Source organism: Phyllobacterium sp. 22552, assembly GCF_052044585.1.
GTDB classification, from domain to species: domain Bacteria; phylum Pseudomonadota; class Alphaproteobacteria; order Rhizobiales; family Rhizobiaceae; genus Phyllobacterium; species Phyllobacterium ifriqiyense.
Map to the genome: position 1 here is coordinate 1 of NZ_JBQENG010000008.1, position 18,320 is coordinate 18,320.

The following is an 18,320-nucleotide window of genomic DNA, read 5'->3' on the forward strand; positions in this document are numbered from 1 at the left end:
TCATCGATGGCGACACGATCCGCTTGAACGGCGAGACGATCCGCATTGCCAATATTGATGCGCCCGAAACGCGGCAGGCAAAATGCGAATCGGAGTTCAAGCAGGGGCTGGAAGCAAAACTAGTGCTGAACGAGCTGCTAAAGGCCGGTGACTTTACCGTTCAGCGCGGCGACCCTAAGAGCGGCCGGTTGATAGACAAATATGGCCGCACGCTTGCGATGATCTCTGCCGGTGGGAAGGACGTCGGCCGACTCCTGGTAAAAATGCGTTTGGTGCGGCCCTGGACGGGGAAACGGAGGGGATGGTGTTGAGATAAACTAATGCATCAGCAGGTGGAGCTGGTCGCGCACTGGAATTACATCAAGGTCAGCAATGAGTTGCTTTTTTCTAGGTGATGCACTGGCAGAGAGTTCGATAATGCTGGATAGTATCGTCAACGTCCTCTTCAAGTCGCTATACTGCGGTCCCGGGTCAAATTTATAACCTTCGTTAAGGTCATTTATCTTCTTCATCTGCAGGTTTGCATGGGGAAGGATGCCCAACAAAGCTGAAATTGGATCAGATGTGCGTGTGTTAGTCCAAAGCAACACATCGATGGTATGAATGGAAGATGGTCCCAGCTCTTTTGACAGAAACAAATGATCAGCCAATCTGTAAGAGAACATTGAATGCAACTCTGAAATTAGACTGACTATGTGTTGATCTGTCCGCTCCTGACGTTGTGCCAACAATTGTTCATGCAGAATTGTATTCTGAACTTCAGCCGCATTAGCATTCAAAATAGCAGCTTGGGCTTGCGCATCAGCTGCTTTCGCTTGAGCCTCGGCCACGCCTTTGCTCTCGATGGCCACGAGCCTGCTTTGCTCAAACTCTCCGCGCTGAAGCTTCATTTCCTCACGGGTTAACGCGAGCTCTTTACGCTGCTCTTGTAGCTCTTGGGATTGCACGAGAACAGCGGCAACCAGCCAAAGGAATGCCAATGGAGCAAATACACCGGCAACCAGGTCACCTAACTCATTGGCCGATAAACAAGGAAAATAGCCGTAAGCGCAATCGTAGGGTTTTGGTGTGACCAGATGAAACAGCACTCCTAACACCAATATGTAACCGATGCTTACTGCCGCCATTATGGCCAGCCAGTTACGTCTTTGTTTTTCCGCAGACCAATTTGGTTTGGTTGATTGTTGTGCCATCTTTTGCCCCTGCATCGGAGCAAAGCCGATATCTTTCAAATCAGCAAGTATCGACAAATTCACAGCGGTTGATAACCTCTTAGTAAGGGTCGCTTCAGAGCCGGAGGGGAAATGATCTATCATTACTGTTCAAGCGAGGCGTTCCACGCAATTATCACTTCTGGAACGCTGAGGCTCTCTTCAATGACCATGTCGAACGATGCTGCCGAGGGACGATGGCTAACAGACCTTCTATTGGCCATGTGTCGAGATGAAGGACTGATTGAATCACAAATTGCACTCGTCAAAGAAGAATTAGACGAGTTGCCCACCATGCAGGATGGGTTGGGCATTTGCTTCTCAGCAATTCCCGATCTTCTAAGTCAGTGGCGGGGGTATGCGGACGATGGATTCGGCCTGTGCTTAGGCTTTTCTGAAAGCATCGTGAACGAATGGCTAGAACAAATGCCTAAAGTAATTGACCTTGTACGTATCGAGTACAGCAAGACAAAAGCTGAGTCGACCTTAGCACCTTATGTTAGGAAGATTATGGAGTATTCAAAATCAGGAGTTTTTTCCCGGCTTCAAATTACTCCAGGAGCATCAACTGAGAGCACCCTACGTAACATTGAAAAACTCAACGCAGAGTTCAGAGAATTTCAGCTTTGGTTACTCGAACTGACCGACGATATGTACAAATTCAAAAACCCGGCATTCTCAGAAGAACATGAATGGCGGTTGCTGGCGCCATTCACTTCGAATGAAAACCGCAAGTTCGAGGTTCGACCGACTCGAAGCGCGCTAAAACCTTTTGAAACCGTCGAATTTCGTAGCACCCACCCAGCCATCCTGAATGAGGTAATACTCGGCCCCAAACATACGACGCCTGAGGACATAATCAAAACTTTCGTTATAAGCCAAGGCTATTCAAAAATTAACGTCCGTCGATCAGCTGCAACCTATCGCTAGTCTTTGCTGCGCTCAAATGAGCAGCTTTGAGAGTTCGCCACGCATACACCGCCGCCAGACTGCATACCCATTACCGGCTGTGAAATGTAACCGGAATTTGTGCCCGATATCGTTCCCAATTGCGCCAAGATGCCCGGCGCGTCCCAGTAATTGCTGAGGATGGAGTTTTATGGTGAAGCGACCCGTCCGTACCACATTACAAAATCTATACTAGTAGCGTAATCAGCAATGTAGGATTGGGGGAATGTTCATTGGCCCAGCTATCGACCACCTCTGCCAATTTTTGAAGTCTCTCGGCTGTATTCTCAGCGAATGCTAAACATGTTGTGGTGGTAATAAGCTGGGGGGGCGTGCCTGGGAGTCTTGCAAAATATCAATCTGGAAAGGACTTGCGATAGCATGAAGTTTGGCGACATCGACTGGAGATCGATAACGGAAGAGGAAATTAAGGCAACCGCTGCCATATCATCCTACGATCATGACGAATTTGCGCAAAGGATGGACAATCATGATGAATGGGTCAAAATAATTATTGCCCATATCTATATCGACCACATCCTTAATCAGATGATTTCAGAAAGTTTAGCTCGCCCGGACGCGATAATAAATGAGAAAAGGAGGAAGTACGTTCTCGATAAGTTGGAGATTTGTTTAGCCAACGGTCTCATCAGCGATGCACTTTTTACGATTATTACTAAAATAAATTCATTGCGTAATACTTTCGCTCATAACTTGAATTTTTCAGTCAGCGCAAAACAGAAGAGCGGATTAGTCGGAGTATTCCACGAGAGTGCAAACCATATACTTGAGGAAATCGGGGAAACTAATAATGAAGATTTTAAAGATGTTTCTTTCATCCTTAAATTTACGGTGGCTCTATTGGATTTTGAGCGACAAACCAATCTCAAGAATAAATACACATCGATTAAGGGGCAGGTTGCGCTCAGAGATGCCATTAACAACGCGCGAAAAGTTCTGGCTGAACCTTGGCCCGATCCGAGAAAATCTCTTGGTAAAACGGTTAGGCGGGAGGCTGCCAATACTCCAGTAGAAGCAGACGATTGATAGGAAACAATCCGTTATGAATCGGCGTTTTCAGTAAGTCCTCGAAGGACACTTGGAATAAGGCGGCGAATTCGAAGGGATGCAAAACCTGTTGCAGCTTCAGCTCTGTCGAGCAACTCTTGATGGACACTACGAGCCCAGTCCCGTTCAACGCTTAAATCTCGATTGATGCGTTCGTGTTCATATCGATTTTGCAAAGCATACTGAATCATCCGCCACTGATCTATTGGTGCTGAAAGCCATGCGTCAACAAAGGCTGCTGGTGCGATACCGTGTAACAAAGCTATATGCGCGTAAGGGTTTTCGCCGTTGTTAGTGGGCGAGATCATTTCGAACACAGCTTTCGAATCATGGGACATTGTCTTAAGCAAGTGCTCGCGTATCGCCGGAAAGGTATTAGTTAGTGCTTGCTCGCGGGCTTCCATAAGATACTCGTGTATCTTCGTGAAGGATGGCCTTGCGTTTTCAGTTATCCAATAACCGTAACCATCATATCCATTGTTGAAACTGCTTCGCCAATCCCAACGCGTTGGTCGAGCGGGAAGGCGATTGTCCTTCAGTAAGTCATCGATATAGTCCTTGCAGGCTCTTAGTTCTTCTTCCAGTGAGCGCTTGATGATTCCATTGTCGGCCATCATTAAGCGGAGAGCAAAAATATGTAGTAGCTCTCCGGTATCCGTTACCGAGCGTTCTGCAAATTGCACATCCATTTCGTCTACGGCTTTGCCAATAACCTCATCGTCGAGTTCGTCGAAATTGATCACTACCTTCCAAGGCGAAACTTCTGAGGGTCGTAGAAAGTAAACTGAATTGTCGAGTGACCGACGTATTTCATTTGGTTCATAGCGACCGTCCACAAACATCGCTATGAGCACATGATCGTTAAGTAAACCGTCCTCAAGATCAATTTCTTTAAACTTTGTATCCGCTACTACGAGTGGATCAACTTCTTCCGCATCGGTCTTCCCTCTGGAGCGAATTGCTGCGTTTAGTCTGGCATTTTTTCGATTTCTCAAGTTAGTTTCAGACAAATTTCCCGTACGCATTTCTATGTTGAATGCGGAAAACAATTTAACTAGGTGCCTCATCGCCGGTTCATGTGCCAAATGTTCCATGGTCAGGGCGCGATGTAACCGGTCAAGATCTTCAATTAGATGTCGAAGAATTCGTAGAGATCTTTCCCTCGATTCCGCAAATATGCCGAGAATGGTATCTTGATGGGTTCTAACAAATGTTGCGCCAGACGTGCTTTTTAATCCCGTAACGAAACTCTCGAACGCGAGATTGATCTGAGGTTCGATTCGGATCGCCTGGCCGAACGTCTTTTCCCTCATGCTGAGAAAACCATTTGCCAGCTTCTCGTCGTGGGCGATTACAATTACCTGAAACCCTTGCTGCTCAACGTAGAAGTTGATACCTCCAAGTACATCGGCCAATTGGAGGTTGCTTCTCTCGAGATCATCAAATATCAGCGCGCGTTCTGGTTTAAGTTCCCGACGAAACAAGGCATTAAATGCTCCGGGAGCTGCTCCTCCCAGTGCGAATATTCCGCCTACATCCTTTGACGTTTCGCCGACCCAATTGAAGAATTTACCGGCTTTGTCGAGCGTTGGAAAAGCTGCTGCGAGCACTTCCGCGTGAAGCTGTTCAACTGATTGGATGCCAAACAGACTAACGTAGTAATACTTCTCGGCAGATAGAGAGTTTGTAACCTGAAATGTTTTTCCAGTGCCCCATTCTCCGGTGACCAAAACCGCGTAACCGGGACGGTCCAACGAAATGTAATATTGCAAATAATCTTGCAGGTGGGATTTGGAAATAGAATCTATTTGAGATGCAGCGGCGCTCTGCAGAATTGTTGCAATTTTCTCTGGGCCGATCAAAAGAGCCTTTCTAATTTTTGACAAGAACCTTAACATTTGCAGCCATTAGCAGAGGGATACCCGCGGCCTACTGTTTGGGAGAGAGGACCTCCCTGAGAATTATCATAACTTTCTCTTGAACTCCATCTGTCGTTACCTCGCGTAGGCCAACTCCCCAAGGCGGAGCGACGTAGAGGTTGACCCGATGGCTTGCTCAGCTTCTACAATCACTTGGTCTGATTCCGGCGTAAGCCCGAAACTGACCTGCGAAGGTGCAGAACCGTCCGGTTTCCAGCGAATGGTCGCGGGTCCAGTTTTTGTGTAGAAACCATTGCTCATCGCGTCTGGAGATTTTGATACGGAGGATTCGACGTTTCTCGCCCTTAGAATTGCGTGGATTTCATTAAGAGCAGGCAAGATCACTTGGTCGCGTATTTGTACGAATGAGTTGTTTAAGCGGTGCCGTTCGTCTCGACGTTGTGCTAATTCCTTTTCGTGCGCCACCTTGGCTGCGTTATTGTCGAACAATAATTTTCCAATTCTTCGTTAAACTTCCCAGCCATGACGATGTTCTCCTCTTTCATGCAACAAACCTATTTGGGCTGGACAAAGGTGTGGCAGCGCGCCAGCTAAGTTATTGATTTGTGTTGATGAAAGTTCCTGCCACACCCTATGGCAAGTAACTGATATCCCTCACGAAATCCCTTCCGGGCGAGGCCTCCATTTTGTAACCGAGCCGTCCGAATGTGTAGGTGTCATGCCATCTCCCGTATCATTAAGGCACCTAAACTAGATAAAGGCGAACAGCTTGCGATGTTGTTGCTAATCGGCGGATGGGGCCTCGCATAGAAAATTAGCGATTGCCTGTCACATTAGCTACCGTTTCAAGCTAGCTGCAGTCACATTGGTTCTCGTTGAGCGGATCGCTCCATTGTAAAACGGCTTACGATTGGTCATTGTTCTTGAAGCGCACGCCAGCGCCTCCGCCATTTTCCGGGATAAATTCAATTCCAGCATTTTCAAGGGCAATCTGAATTAGTTTTAGGTTTGCTGTCGTAATTGAGGGCAATCCATCGTCCTCTTCTGCACGTCGTATTGTAGAGACACCTACACTAGCTGAATCTGCTAGTCTTTTAGCGGTCCATCGAACTAAAGCTCTTGCCGCACGGATTTGCGCTCCCGTTATTTTTCTCATAATTGTCATTTTCTGGTTGAACTTTTCTAGTTCATATGGCACTTAAACACTCACACCGGCTGCACCCAGTGTTCGAGCACTGGATGCAGCCTAACCACTACCAAGCTGTAAGGAGCTCGGATCATGGCTGATTCCGACAATAGCAGAACTTTGCCTCCGGTCACGCGGAGAGATTTCCATTTGGTGCTGGCGGCGTCTTTACCCACATATCCGCACCTTGCTGCCGGGATTACCGCACCGGCAGAGGCTTGCGATGACGATCCGGCGGTCATGACGTGGCGCGAATGGTGCGCTGCACGGCTGGACGCAAGTAAATCGTGCCGGCGCCAGCAGAAGCTTGAAGCGAAACTCATCTCAATGGCCGGTTCGCGGCAGAGTGCACCCGATGCCTGGAAGGCTAGCGATGAGAAGCTAGGGTACAGCAGAGCCCTCGACCGGGAGCGGAAGGCATTTATCGCTGAGAACAGAGTTGCAGAGATCCTGTGGTACACACCGGCCCAAACAATCATGGGCGCAACTGCCAAGTTGCACGCCATCGTCGACAAGTGGCAGCCTGATGCTGCCTGCGACGAATATCCCTGGCTGCAAATCCGCGCTGTCATTGCCGACCTTTTGAAGATCGACGCGCAAATGTCGCTTCAGAGAAACGGGCGTGATCAGGTGTCGCCGCCGGGAAGGCGAAGAGCGGCCGGGGGTGGTTAGCATGTCCCCCGCGGCCGGCAACAGTCATTTCGTCCGGCGGAGCAAAACGTATGGGTTTCTTCATCGTCATAGCCCTTTCAACCCGGTCAATGCGGGCGCCTTCTTCAGTTTCCGAATAACGCATTGTCCGTCTTCACAAAGGGAGTGATTCCGTACTGAAGCGTATTCATCTACAGAGAATACTCTTCAAAAATATCAAAGCAACGGCCCGGTATCGCGCCGACATGTGGTGGAAGCCCTTCCGCCGCAGTGGGCCAACTGCGTTCAGAATCTTAAAAAAGAGGGAACTTATAATGAAATCAGGAAACCCGTTTCGTTCATGTCTTTTGTCGGCCCTGCTGATTGTGATCCTGTCGTGGATCAGTTTTTCCGGGGCGGCACGGGCACAGGAAGGACTTCGGATCGCGACATCGTACAAGTTGATGACGCTTGATCCGCATTACGCCAACCTCAACGAGAATACCTCGCTGCTCTCCCATATCTACGAGCGGCTCGTCTATCAAGACGAGCATCTGGACCTGAAGCCTGGCCTTGCCGTCTCATGGGCTGCGACATCCGAAACGCGGTGGCAGTTCAAGCTGCGGGACAATGTGCGCTTTCATGACGGATCGCCGTTTACGGCGGATGATGTCGTGTACACGATCGAACGCATCCGGGACTTCGTAAAATCGCCGAGTGGCGGCTTTCGCTCCTATGTCAGCGCAATCAAGTCGGTGTCAGTGCCCGATCCCTTGACTGTCGTCATCGATACCAACGGCAGCGTTCCCAATCTGCCGCTGTCCTTTTCCTCGATCTTCATCATGCACCGGCCGGGGCCGGGGTTTCAGACGACGGAGGAACTCAATGCCGGCGGCGCTTCCTCAGGCGCGGGCGCTCCCGTCGGTACGGGCGCACCCGTCGGTACGGGCGCACCCGTCGGCACGGGGCCATACAGGTTCGCAAGCTGGAGTTCCGGGGAGATGCTCAAGCTTGAGAGAAACAATGACTACTGGGGCGACAGGCCTGCCTGGCCAGAAGTCACGTTCAGGATTATTGAAAGCCCCGCTGCCCGTGTTGCTGCCCTGACCACCGGCGATGTCGATGTTGCCGACGCCATTCCGGCCCGCGATGTGGCATCCTTGAAACAGCGCGGCGCCAGAATTGCGAGCGTCGGTGCAGCCCGCATCAATTTCCTCCAGTTCGATGTGGAAAGAAACACACTCCCCGGCGTGACAGGCAAAACGGGAGAGCAGATACCCAATCCCTTCAGGAAACCGTTGGTGCGGCGTGCGCTTGCCATGGCGACGGACCGGGGTGTTCTCGTCGACAAGATTCTTGCCGGTTACGGCACCGCTGCAGCACAGGTTTTTCCGAACGGGCTTCCCGGCACCTCCGCCAATCTGAAGCCCGAAGCTCCAGATTATGACAAGGCCAAAGCCCTTCTGGCTGAAGCCGGCTTTCCCGACGGTTTCAGCGTTGTTCTGGCAGGTCCCGCGGGCCGTTATCCGGGTGACGGCGAGAGCATCCAGGCAATCGCCCAAAGCTGGGCCCGTATCGGGGTGGCCGTCCGGCCCGCTGCCTCCCCCTTTTCTGTTTTCAACACCAAGCGTGCCGCCGGCGATTATGGGCTCTGGTATGGTGGCACCTCCGGCGAGGCGGTCGATGTCATCCTTCACGCACTCCTTGCTTCACCAGGTCCGCAGACCGGCAGCGGCGCCTTGAATTTCGGGCATTATCGTAACCCGGCTTTTGACCAGATGCTGGCAAAGGCGCAAAGCACTCCGGAAGGCCCCGCGCGCAACAAGGCCCTTGCCGAGGCGACGGATCTGGTGATGGCCGACCAACCCATCATCCCGCTCTATCACTTCCACCATATTGTCGGTTACGGCAAGCGGGTTGCCTCCTATGCGATGCATCCCCGCGGCTGGACGACCGCCATGCAGACATCTGCCGTGACGGAGTAAGCGATCATGGCCCTCATTTCAGCTGCCCTGGGAAGGTTGTCGCAAGCCATCCTTCTTCTCTTCGCCATGTCGGTGATCGGCTTCCTTGGCATTCACAGTGTCGGCAACCCGGTCTTCAACATCGTCAACATCGAAACGGCGACGCCCGAGGATATCCGCAATGCCACGATCGCGCTTGGACTGGATCAACCGATCTGGCACCAATACGGCGTGTTCATCGGCAATGTGGTACGGGGGAATTTCGGGACCTCGTATATCTATCATATGCCGGCCTTCGCGCTTGTCATCAGCAAGCTGCCCGCAACGCTCGAGCTTGCCTGTGTCGCAATGCTCATTGCAGCACCCATCGGCATTGGTCTGGGGCTTCTCGCCGGCAGGCAAAGCGGAACCGTATTCGATCGGATTGTTCTCAAGTCCAGTGTGTTTGCCCTAAGCATCCCGTCTTTCTGGCTCGCCATGATGCTGATCCTTGGCGGCGCTGTCCTGACCGGATGGTTTCCGTCCGGCGGCAGAGGCGCGACGGTTGGTTTGCTCGGGCAGGAGTGGAGTATCCTCACCCGCAATGGGGTCTGGCATATTGTCCTTCCCGCTTTGGCGCTTGCCATTCCCAATATCGCACTGATCGCGCGGCTTTCGCGCTCGGGCACGATTGAAGTTGAAAGTCTCGACTTCACCCGGTTTTGCCGTGCCAAGGGACTTTCCTCCAGGCGAATACTGCTTCGCCATACCCTTCCGAACATCAGCGTGCCGATTGTGACGATCATCGGCCTGCAGTTCGGCGGCATGCTGGCCTTTGCGGTCGTGGTGGAATCGATTTTCGCGTGGCCGGGTATCGGCAAACTCCTGATCGACTCCATCCAGCTCCTCGACCGGCCGGTGGTGATGGCGACGCTGACGTTCATTTCGGTGATTTTCGTCGCGCTCAATGCCTTTGTCGATCTCTTTCATGCCGTGCTCGATCCGCGCGTGCGCCTGTCCTCATAAAGGTGAAGTCCCATGAAAACCGAAATCCTTCCGGCCCTGAAAAGGCACCGCTGTCGTGAAGTCCTGACCATTCCCATGATCGTGCTTGCAGCCTATATCGTGCTTGCAATTGTCGCACCGGTCATCGCGCCGCAAAACCCCTATGATCCGCTGCAGATCTATGGATGGGAAGCCTCGTCTGCTCCGGGCACGCCCGGCACCGGCGGCTATCTCTATCTGCTGGGAACGGACGGGCTGGGACGAGACATCCTCAGCACCATAGTTTATGGCTTGCGCATCAGCCTGGTGGTTTCAGTCACAAGCGCTGCCATTGCCGCCCTGATCGGACTGACAGCCGGCGTCAGCGCTGCCTGGTTCGGGAGCTGGGTCGATATCGCCATCATGCGACTGGTCGATCTTCAGCTCAGCCTTCCGACCATTCTGGTCGCCCTGGTCGCCATTGTCACGCTCGGCCCCGGGATCGACCGGATCATCCTGGCCCTGATCATCGCGCAATGGGCAACCTATGCCAGACTGGCGCGCAGCGTCGCATTGAGCGAGACGAACAAGTCCTACATGGATGCCGCCCGCCTCATGCGGCTGCCAACGTCGAGGATTATCTTTCGCCACCTTTTGCCCAACAGCATTGCACCGGCTGTGACCCTCATTCCCATCGAGATCGGTCATGCAGTCGCGCTTGAAGCGACACTGTCCTTTCTTGGCCTCGGCGTTCCGATCGACAAGCCTTCGCTCGGCTCGGCCGTCGCAAACGGGTTCCAGTACCTTTTGACCGGACAATACTGGACCAGCCTCTTTCCCGGTCTCGCGCTGTTCGGCCTGATCGCCAGCATCAACCTCGTCGGAGAAGATTTTCGGCGCCGTCTTGATCCAAGGAGCCGCCCGTTATGACATTTGAGAGCCGAACAGCACCTCTTCTTCAGGTGAAGAACCTTAATCTGCGCTATTCTTCTGCGCCCGGACCCGTGACGATCCTGCAGGATGTGAGTTTCGAACTCGGGCGCGGCGAAATCGTCGGCATCATCGGCGAGTCGGGTGCCGGAAAGTCGACCCTCGGCAACGCCATTCTCGGTCTGCTTGCTCCCGGGTTCCAGCGGGTGTCGGGATCGATCGAACTGGATGGCAGGCCAATCAATGCCATGCAAGGGAAGGGCGACACCATGGCAGGAGGTGGCGATGCCATCAGGGGCCGCAGGATATCCGCCATCTTCCAGGACCACACTGCCTCACTCGATCCCTTGATGAGCGTCGGCGCACAGGTGCAGGAAACGATCCTGGCAATCAACGCTTCTGTTTCGAGAAGGCAGGCACGCGCCCGGGCTATCGAGCTCATGGCCCGCGTCGGGATCCCGGAGCCTGAGCGCCGATACGGCAATTATCCGCATCAATTCTCCGGCGGACAAAGACAGCGCGCTGTCATCGCTGTCGCGCTGGCGGGATCTGCCGACATCATCATCGCCGACGAGCCGACCTCGGCACTTGATGCCACAGTACAGAAGCAGATTTTGAAGCTCCTGCGAACTCTCGTCGATGACACCGGTATTTCCATCGTCCTCGTCACCCATGACATGGGCGTGGTGTCGGAGATCACCGACCGGGTGCTCGTCATGAGAAAGGGCAGGGTGGTCGAACAGGATCGCACTTCGGTCATTCTTGATGCACCCGCAAATGATTATACGCGTTCTCTGCTTGCCGCAGTTCCGCGATTGCGGATTTCGGCGGCTGCCGGCAACGGTCCAGAGAACGGCAACAGGTCCATTTCCACCAATGCAGGCGCGGACAACACCATGCTTCTCGTGGCAAAGGGTGTTTCCAAAACCTTCAGTCGCCAAGGGTTCGCGTGGGGCCTGTCCCGCAACAAGGCAAGTTTCGCATTGCGCAATGTCAGTATTGAGCTGCCGCGTGGCGCGATCACCGGCATTGTCGGCGAGAGCGGAAGCGGCAAGACGACGATCGGCCGGATCATCGCCGGTCTCGATACGGCGCCGGCAGGGACGGTCACGATCGGCAAAGACGCATTCGATGTTTCGAAACGAGGCGGCCGCAACGGCCTTCTTGGCCGGGTTCAGATGATTTTCCAGGACCCTTCGGTGTCGCTCAATCCGAGGATGAGTGCCGGCGAGACATTGCGCGAGGCCATTCGCTTCGGTGCACGCCCCGGTCCCGAAGACGAGCCCGCCGACGCTGCCACCATGATGGACCGGCTCGGTCTGGCCCGCAGCTTGCTTTCCCGTTCTCCCCATCAGCTCTCGGGCGGCCAGAAGCAGCGCATCTGTATTGCGCGGGCGCTGCTGGCACGCCCGCAGATCATCATCGCGGACGAGCCGACCTCGGCGCTTGACGTGTCCGTACAGGCCGAAATCATCGAGCTTTTGAAGGACACCATAACAGCGCAGCACATGACGATGGTCTTTATCTCCCATGATCTTGCCGTCGTGCAGCAGCTGTGCAGCTGCGTCTACATCTTCAAGGACGGGCAGGTTGTGGACTCCGGATCCTCCGACTTCGTCTTCACACAATCCACACATCCCTACACACGCACCCTCATCGACGCCCGGCCCGCCCGGTTCACCTGTTGAGGGACAAGGAAACATGCATCGACAGAACGTTCCCACACCCGCGTTGCGGATATCAAAACAACACTCCACGAAGGCAACTCATGAATGACAGGTTCACATTGGCCCTTACAGGCCAGTCGCTTATAAAACACGATATTCGCAGTCTCGGCACCCCGGCATTTGATGAGGTCCGGCAACTGCTGCATCACGCAGATCTTTCATTTACCAATTTCGAGGGGACGATCCTTGGAAGCCATGGCGGCTGGCCTTTGAAAGGGTCATTCTTTGGCTGCAGCGACGCCGTCGTTCTCGATGCTTTGCAGGCAACCGGTTTCGGCGGGCTTTCGCTTTCCAACAATCACGCTTTCGACCTTGGCCCTTCCGGTGTGCTTTCAACCCTCGAAGAAGTGGAGAAGCGCGGCTTTCTCCATGCCGGCCTCGGACGCAACCAGAGCGAGGCGTCGCGGGCAGGAAGGGCGACGATCCGGGGAAGATCTGTTGCCATCGTCGCGATGGATGGCGGGCCAGGTCCAGATTTCATGTATGCAGCCAATGCCGGCAAAAATCGACCGGAAAGGCCCGGTGTCAACAGGCTCGGTCTGTCACAGATCATCGAGCTCGATCACAAAGCCTTTGACCAGATGCGGGTCGTCAGGGAAAAAGTCGGCTATACGGCGATCGACCTTACCAATGACAGTCAGCCTGATGATCCACCCTTTGTAGACCCGCATGAGGAGATCGGACTTGGCCGTGCAATCTTCAAACGGGCGCCAAGGTGTGGCAGGAGCGTTAAAATCGATGAAGACGATCTGGCCCGCAACCTTGCGGCAATAAATTCCGCTGCAAGCGATGGATGCCTTGTCATGGCCTATCTGCACCATCATCACTGGGCCTCAAACTGGTATCAGGTACCGGACTGGGTCGGCGCCGTTGCCAGACAATGTATTGACGCAGGCGCTGCCATGTTCGTCAGCCATGGCGCGCCCGTGCTGCAACCGGTGGAAATCTATCGCCAGCGCCCGATTTTCTACAGCCTTGGCAATTTCATCTTCCATGTCAGGTCAGAAACGACCGCGTGGCATGCACCCGAGGTCTGGGAGAGTGTTGTTGGCCTGTGCGCCTACGGAGACGACAACTCGCTGATCGACATCCGGTTTTATCCCATTGTGATCGGTGGAGAAGACAGCCTTGGCGGTCACTCACTCGAGGGCCGATTGGTTCCTCACCTTGCGACGGGAGCAAGCGCGACACGAATCCTGCAGCGGTTCAAGCGCCAATCGGCAGATATGGGCGCCGAGATCGACCTTGCTGACGGGATCGGCATCCTGCGCGTCTGAGCAGGGCGGGATAGCAGCCTGCCTGAAAGGATCAATCGTAAGCTGCCTGAACAGACCTTGAGATTTCCATAGGCTGGCAAGGAGAGGGACAAGAGAACCACGGATGCCCGAAGACAACTGCCTGCCAAACATCATCTCGATCACACCAGCAGAGAGAATTAAATGCCCCCCACCCGACAAACAACAGGCGTCCGCGATGAACTTGTCAGCCGCTTCTTCCGGTATGTAGCGATAGAAAGCCAGAGCAATGCTGCTTCACCCGATCTGCCATCGTCTCCGGGCCAGCTTGAACTGGCCAGACTGCTTGCCCGTGAGATGCGCAATCTCGGCCTTGAGGAGGTCATCGTCGATGAGCACGCCATCGTCACAGGGGTGAAACGCGGTAACTGCCCGGCCGCACCGCCTGTCGGCTTCATCGCCCATCTCGATACCGTCGATGTCGGTCTTTCTCCGGTTATCCGCCCGCAGATCAAGCGTTTCGAAGGATCGGACCTTTGTCTCAATCCCGGGCAGGACATCTGGTTGCGTGTCGGCGAACATCCGGAGATTCTTCCCTGGAAGGATGAGGACATTATTGTCAGCGATGGAACAAGCGTCCTTGGTGCCGATAACAAGGCAGCTATCGCGGTTCTTATGACCCTGGTGGCACGGCTGGAGCCGTCAAAGCGCCACGGAGACATTTTTGTCGCCTTTGTTCCCGATGAAGAAATTGGATTGCGCGGTGCGAGCGCGCTCGATCTTGATCGATTCCGATGCGATTTCGCCTACACAATTGATTGCTGCGCCCTCGGCGAAGTGGTCGTCGAGAATTTCAATGCCGCATCAGCCGATATTGTCTTTACCGGTGTCACCGCGCATCCAATGTCGGCAAAAGGCGTTCTCGTCAATCCGCTGCTGATGGCTCTCGATTTCATCTCTCATTTTGATCGCAACGAAACACCTGAATGCACACAAGGCCGCGAAGGCTATTACTGGTTCAAGGATATCGTCGCCAATGAACAAGAAGCGCACCTGAAAGTTATGATCCGTGATTTTGACAAGCAAGAATTCGAGCGGCGCAAACGGCGCATCGGCAACATCGCCGAAAAGATAAGATCACAGTACACTTCCGGATTGGTGCAGCTTAATGTCGTTGACACCTACCATAACATCGCTGATCACCTGCATGCAGACCCTCGCCCGGCACAATTGCTCTTTCGCGCACTCGAAAATCTCGGGATTGAAAAAAAGCTTGTACCGATGCGTGGAGGAACCGACGGGGCGGCGCTGTCAGCCCATGGTCTGCCAACCCCCAACTTTTTCACCGGCGCCTGTAATTTCCATTCGCGCTTCGAATTTCTGCCCGTTCCAGCGTTCGAACAATCCTACAAGACCGCTCTCATGCTGTGTACCCTCGCAGCAGAAGAGGGCAGCAGACACTCGGTCTCCAAAGCGTTGATAGGCGAGGTTCATGATTAAGCACGATGATCGGAGTTTCTCTGAAACAGCGGTGAGTTTACACGCGTTGGAATCATACATCGGAGGATGGATTGAATTCCGATTTGGCTGTCTTGCTGGCAGCGGAACGGTGCCTGGAAACGAGGAGCTCGAATGTTTCCACCTCAAGGATTTTTGCGATGCCGTCCACCATATCGATGGTCGGGCTGTAAACGCATCTTTCCAGGGAACTGATGTAAGTGCGATGGATGTTTGCACGGTGCGCGAGTTCCTCTTGCGAAAGCCCCCTGGCGTGTCGCAGCGTCCTGAGATTGAGCGCAAAGATCTCTCGAATATCCATGATCCGGAGTCATGCGCGTTGCAGTGCATTCAGCTACAGAGTATACTCTGCAATCGGTATCGCCCGCCGCTGCGTGGGCCTCGTCTTCGCAAACGGCGAACTCGTTCAATGGTTGAGCACGAAGTTCTAATGGGGAATCGACACCGATGGACGGAAACGAGAGACCTGGAAACCTGCGAACTCGGCACATCATACTGACGCGATCATGTTGAAGATCATGAGTGACGCTGTATGCATTGAAGTGTTACATATGTTTGGTACACGATTCAGAGGTTCCGTTGATCCAGCTTCCGTACAACGTTGCTGGCCAAACAAATCAAGATCAAAACTGGCGAGATACGCGTGAAACCAAAATCCAATAATCAAACAAGTATCAATTTTGACCGCACAAGCCTTACATCAATGAGCAAGGTTGAATTGGAGCTCTGCGTTATCGACGCCATTCGCGAACATCGGCGCCTGTTGGAGTCCGATCAGATCATCTATGAAGAATGGGAAAGAGCCAGGGCTAACCCCCAGGTATCCACGGAGCAGATAGAAAGACTTGCTGCAGAATGTCTTTCGCGTCAGGAAAGAACCGCTGCTCAACAAAATCACTTGTCCGAACTCCTCGATCTGTTGGGATATATACCGAAGGTGCCGGAGGAGGGGCCTGAAGAAGTCAATCGGGTTCAAGAATACCCATGTCTTTCGCAAGCGCGATTGCGTGATTGAGATTGGTCGCTTCAAGCTTTGCGCGCACATTATCGAGATAATATTGAACCGTACGATGCCGCTTGTTTGTCAGTTCGGCAATGTCCGGCATATATTTGCCTTCCGCCGACCATTTGAGACAGACGAGTTCCATTGGTGAGAGCAGAAGCTTCGGCATACTGAGGGGACGCTGCGCCACTGTGCGCCAGCGATGGTGGATATAGAGCACCGCCCGTTCTGCCCTCCTCGGGTCGCCGAGAATGGTTGCATCGCAATGCGGCTGAGAGGAAGCGAAGGTGAGCATGAGGGTGGAACCGTAGCTGCCTTCAACCGGAATTGTAATGCCAGATCGAATATCAAACATGAGCGCCTGGGAGCGAAACTGTTTTTCTTCCCTCGACAGATCGCCGCGAGGCCAGGCGTCTGCCGACCATGCAAAGGGTTTCATGTGCCGTTTGGCTGTCGTTACAACCGGATCGATACGGGAATATCGATTTGTAAAATAAATTGACTGCCATTCCGCAGGATAGGAATTGAAAGTCTTGATTTCTGTTCCGGCCGTTTGAAGATAGGCGAAACGCTCGAACCCGCACGCAATCGTGAAACGCTTCATTGCGCTTTCAATCATGCGTTCGTCGATAGCGACATCGAGCGTGTCAATGAGCGATTGAAGTTGTCCGTCCAAACCTAGGGTCTCCTTTTGGCATTGCAGATCTTTGGCGCCAGCCGGGAACAAATCGAGTGCTGATAGTAAAGATAATCGATGCGCCCAAGGTTAATCAAGCCGCTCCAGGTTGCGATTTGATACCTCCTTCACAAAAATTGTGGGTATGGCGCGCGCGCATATAAAGGTTCGGATATTCCAGGTTTAAGGTGCGACTGTTCAAGCAAACCCGGCGACATGGCACCGGCAGTCGATACTCAAGACGGGCTCCGGCTATGCCTTGGCCCTCTCAGTTTTAATTCGCTGACGCATGGAGCCCCCCACCAAAGACATCGCACGTACACTCCGATCAGGTTTCTCGCGATGCCGTTTATGCCTCCGGTTGCAGCGATCGGTTTCGGACACCACCCCTGCTGCCGCTGACGCAAATGACGCCGTGAAGTTGGTCGCTCCGGCCAGTTTACTGACTTGCATTAGCATGCAGCATGAGAGGTGCAACGCATGCGTCGACAGAGATTGAATATTTCCCCGGCTGCCTCTGTACCAACATCGACCATTCCCATAAGATGAAATCACAAGGAACGGGTCGAGGTCATATGATGACTGAAGTAAAATCGGATATACGCGGGCAGATGCTGAACATGAAGCGAAGCGGCGGGCGCCCTTCCTTGTCCTTTCAGGTCGCCGATGCGATACGGGGACAAATCGAGGCCGGCTACTATGCCCCCGGTGACAAATTGCCGACCGAGCCGGCGCTGATTGAGAAATTCGGTTTCAGCCGGACAGTGATACGCGAGGCGATCGCGGCGCTGCGCGCCGACGGCCTGGTGGAATCCCGGCATGGGTCGGGCGTGTTCGTGATCGGGCCGCGCCAGAGTGATCCGGGCCTGCGTCTGTTCACAGAGGAAACAAGCAAGATTTCCGACATTATCGAGGAGCTGGAACTTCGTATCGGCATCGAGGTGGAGGCTGCTGCGCTCGCCGCAGTGCGCAGTTCTCCGGCGCAGGAGGCCGAGATTCAATCGCAGGTCAACATCTTTGCGGGACTCGTCGCAGAAGGCAGGCCAACGGATGAAGCCGACTTCCAGTTCCATATGGCGATTGCAGCGGCCACGAACAACGCACGGTTCCGCACATTTCTGGAGCATATCGGCCGGCGCATGATCCCCCGCGTGAAGTTTCGCACCGTTATGGGCGGCGTCGATCCTTTGCCCAGCAGGGACGGACCTATCCTTGATGAGCACCGCAAAATCGCCGAGGCAATCATGGCGCGAGATCCGGATCGGGCGCGGGAGGCCATGCGCCGCCATCTCGTTACAGGCATCAAGCGCTATCGTTCGCTCACGCCATGGCAAAATGAACAAAAAGAAGATGAGTCTGGTTGACTCATCTTAAAAGTCAT

General features: G+C 53.6%; 17 protein-coding genes. 12 read left to right on the forward strand and 5 right to left on the reverse strand.

The window, feature by feature from the left end:
• Positions 1-311, forward strand: a 311-nt coding sequence (locus tag ACTJI9_RS17990; protein ID WP_440809843.1) for a thermonuclease family protein, incomplete at its 5' end; no start/stop codon positions are given.
• Positions 312-317: 6 nt separating this feature from the next.
• On the opposite strand, the gene ACTJI9_RS17995 is transcribed toward ACTJI9_RS17990, so the two are convergent.
• Positions 318-1,316: a hypothetical protein gene (locus tag ACTJI9_RS17995; protein ID WP_440809845.1), complete on the reverse strand. Its 999-nt coding sequence runs from the start codon at positions 1,314-1,316 to the stop codon at positions 318-320.
• Here ACTJI9_RS17995 and ACTJI9_RS18000 point away from each other — a divergent pair.
• Both ACTJI9_RS18000 and ACTJI9_RS18005 read left to right on the forward strand, forming a co-directional pair.
• A complete protein-coding gene (locus ACTJI9_RS18000) occupies positions 1,305-2,141 on the forward strand; it encodes a DUF2971 domain-containing protein (protein ID WP_440809848.1) in 837 nt (278 codons plus the stop codon). The two genes, ACTJI9_RS17995 and ACTJI9_RS18000, sit on opposite strands and share 12 nt — an antisense overlap.
• A gap of 399 nt (positions 2,142-2,540) precedes the next feature.
• Entirely contained in the window at positions 2,541-3,206 is a 666-nt protein-coding gene (locus ACTJI9_RS18005) for a hypothetical protein (RefSeq protein WP_440809851.1), read from the forward strand.
• A 14-nt stretch (positions 3,207-3,220) separates the two neighbouring features.
• Here ACTJI9_RS18005 and ACTJI9_RS18010 read toward each other — a convergent pair whose 3' ends face one another.
• The gene (locus ACTJI9_RS18010) at positions 3,221-5,113 is read right to left on the reverse strand and encodes a hypothetical protein (RefSeq protein WP_440809854.1); all 1,893 of its coding nucleotides are present in this window, start codon (positions 5,111-5,113) and stop codon (positions 3,221-3,223) included.
• An 898-nt stretch (positions 5,114-6,011) separates the two neighbouring features.
• Positions 6,012-6,263 carry a helix-turn-helix transcriptional regulator gene (locus ACTJI9_RS18015; protein WP_336441319.1) on the reverse strand — a complete coding sequence of 84 codons (252 nt, stop codon included), beginning with the start codon at positions 6,261-6,263 and terminating at the stop codon, positions 6,012-6,014.
• A 123-nt stretch (positions 6,264-6,386) separates the two neighbouring features.
• Between ACTJI9_RS18015 and ACTJI9_RS18020 the strand changes: the two genes are divergently transcribed.
• From ACTJI9_RS18020 to pepT, 7 genes are all read left to right on the forward strand, one after another.
• Positions 6,387-6,965, forward strand: a complete 579-nt coding sequence (locus ACTJI9_RS18020; protein WP_440809856.1) for a hypothetical protein — start codon at positions 6,387-6,389, stop codon at positions 6,963-6,965.
• A gap of 293 nt (positions 6,966-7,258) precedes the next feature.
• Complete coding sequence (locus tag ACTJI9_RS18025; RefSeq protein ID WP_440809857.1) at positions 7,259-8,908, forward strand: ABC transporter substrate-binding protein; 1,650 nt, start codon at positions 7,259-7,261, stop codon at positions 8,906-8,908.
• A gap of 6 nt (positions 8,909-8,914) precedes the next feature.
• The gene (locus ACTJI9_RS18030) at positions 8,915-9,892 is read left to right on the forward strand and encodes an ABC transporter permease (RefSeq protein WP_440809859.1); all 978 of its coding nucleotides are present in this window, start codon (positions 8,915-8,917) and stop codon (positions 9,890-9,892) included.
• A gap of 12 nt (positions 9,893-9,904) precedes the next feature.
• The gene (locus ACTJI9_RS18035; RefSeq protein WP_440809861.1) at positions 9,905-10,780 is read left to right on the forward strand and encodes an ABC transporter permease; all 876 of its coding nucleotides are present in this window, start codon (positions 9,905-9,907) and stop codon (positions 10,778-10,780) included.
• A complete protein-coding gene (locus tag ACTJI9_RS18040) occupies positions 10,777-12,468 on the forward strand; it encodes a dipeptide ABC transporter ATP-binding protein (RefSeq protein WP_440809863.1) in 1,692 nt (563 codons plus the stop codon). Before ACTJI9_RS18035 ends, ACTJI9_RS18040 begins: the two co-directional genes overlap by 4 nt.
• A gap of 80 nt (positions 12,469-12,548) precedes the next feature.
• The gene (locus ACTJI9_RS18045) at positions 12,549-13,784 is read left to right on the forward strand and encodes a CapA family protein (RefSeq protein WP_440809866.1); all 1,236 of its coding nucleotides are present in this window, start codon (positions 12,549-12,551) and stop codon (positions 13,782-13,784) included.
• 162 nt (positions 13,785-13,946) lie between these two features.
• A complete protein-coding gene (pepT, locus tag ACTJI9_RS18050; protein WP_440809868.1) occupies positions 13,947-15,242 on the forward strand; it encodes a peptidase T in 1,296 nt (431 codons plus the stop codon).
• Between the two features lie 52 nt (positions 15,243-15,294).
• Here the strand turns inward: pepT and ACTJI9_RS18055 are convergent, their stop codons facing one another.
• Positions 15,295-15,561, reverse strand: a complete 267-nt coding sequence (locus ACTJI9_RS18055) for a helix-turn-helix domain-containing protein (protein ID WP_337352912.1) — start codon at positions 15,559-15,561, stop codon at positions 15,295-15,297.
• Positions 15,562-15,903: 342 nt separating this feature from the next.
• On the opposite strand from ACTJI9_RS18055, the gene ACTJI9_RS18060 reads away from it, so the two are divergent.
• Positions 15,904-16,275, forward strand: a complete 372-nt coding sequence (locus ACTJI9_RS18060; RefSeq protein WP_440809870.1) for a transcriptional repressor TraM — start codon at positions 15,904-15,906, stop codon at positions 16,273-16,275.
• On the opposite strand, the gene ACTJI9_RS18065 is transcribed toward ACTJI9_RS18060, so the two are convergent.
• Positions 16,223-16,939, reverse strand: a complete 717-nt coding sequence (locus ACTJI9_RS18065) for an autoinducer binding domain-containing protein (protein WP_440809872.1) — start codon at positions 16,937-16,939, stop codon at positions 16,223-16,225. The genes ACTJI9_RS18060 and ACTJI9_RS18065 overlap by 53 nt on opposite strands.
• A gap of 611 nt (positions 16,940-17,550) precedes the next feature.
• Between ACTJI9_RS18065 and ACTJI9_RS18070 the strand changes: the two genes are divergently transcribed.
• Entirely contained in the window at positions 17,551-18,303 is a 753-nt protein-coding gene (locus ACTJI9_RS18070) for a FadR/GntR family transcriptional regulator (RefSeq protein ID WP_307279000.1), read from the forward strand.
• Positions 18,304-18,320: the final 17 nt, after the last annotated feature.

What these genes read in the sequence shown, in the direction of transcription:
- ACTJI9_RS18000 (WP_440809848.1), top strand. Translation starts at nt 1,305, where the DNA reads ATGATCTATCATTACTGTTCAAGCGAGGCGTTCCACGCAATTATCACT.
- ACTJI9_RS17995 (WP_440809845.1), bottom strand. Translation starts at nt 1,316, where the DNA reads ATGATAGATCATTTCCCCTCCGGCTCTGAAGCGACCCTTACTAAGAGG.
- ACTJI9_RS18005 (WP_440809851.1), top strand. Translation starts at nt 2,541, where the DNA reads ATGAAGTTTGGCGACATCGACTGGAGATCGATAACGGAAGAGGAAATT.
- ACTJI9_RS18015 (WP_336441319.1), bottom strand. Translation starts at nt 6,263, where the DNA reads ATGAGAAAAATAACGGGAGCGCAAATCCGTGCGGCAAGAGCTTTAGTT.
- ACTJI9_RS18020 (WP_440809856.1), top strand. Translation starts at nt 6,387, where the DNA reads ATGGCTGATTCCGACAATAGCAGAACTTTGCCTCCGGTCACGCGGAGA.
- ACTJI9_RS18025 (WP_440809857.1), top strand. Translation starts at nt 7,259, where the DNA reads ATGAAATCAGGAAACCCGTTTCGTTCATGTCTTTTGTCGGCCCTGCTG.
- ACTJI9_RS18030 (WP_440809859.1), top strand. Translation starts at nt 8,915, where the DNA reads ATGGCCCTCATTTCAGCTGCCCTGGGAAGGTTGTCGCAAGCCATCCTT.
- ACTJI9_RS18035 (WP_440809861.1), top strand. Translation starts at nt 9,905, where the DNA reads ATGAAAACCGAAATCCTTCCGGCCCTGAAAAGGCACCGCTGTCGTGAA.
- ACTJI9_RS18040 (WP_440809863.1), top strand. Translation starts at nt 10,777, where the DNA reads ATGACATTTGAGAGCCGAACAGCACCTCTTCTTCAGGTGAAGAACCTT.
- ACTJI9_RS18045 (WP_440809866.1), top strand. Translation starts at nt 12,549, where the DNA reads ATGAATGACAGGTTCACATTGGCCCTTACAGGCCAGTCGCTTATAAAA.
- pepT (WP_440809868.1), top strand. Translation starts at nt 13,947, where the DNA reads ATGCCCCCCACCCGACAAACAACAGGCGTCCGCGATGAACTTGTCAGC.
- ACTJI9_RS18055 (WP_337352912.1), bottom strand. Translation starts at nt 15,561, where the DNA reads ATGGATATTCGAGAGATCTTTGCGCTCAATCTCAGGACGCTGCGACAC.
- ACTJI9_RS18070 (WP_307279000.1), top strand. Translation starts at nt 17,551, where the DNA reads ATGCTGAACATGAAGCGAAGCGGCGGGCGCCCTTCCTTGTCCTTTCAG.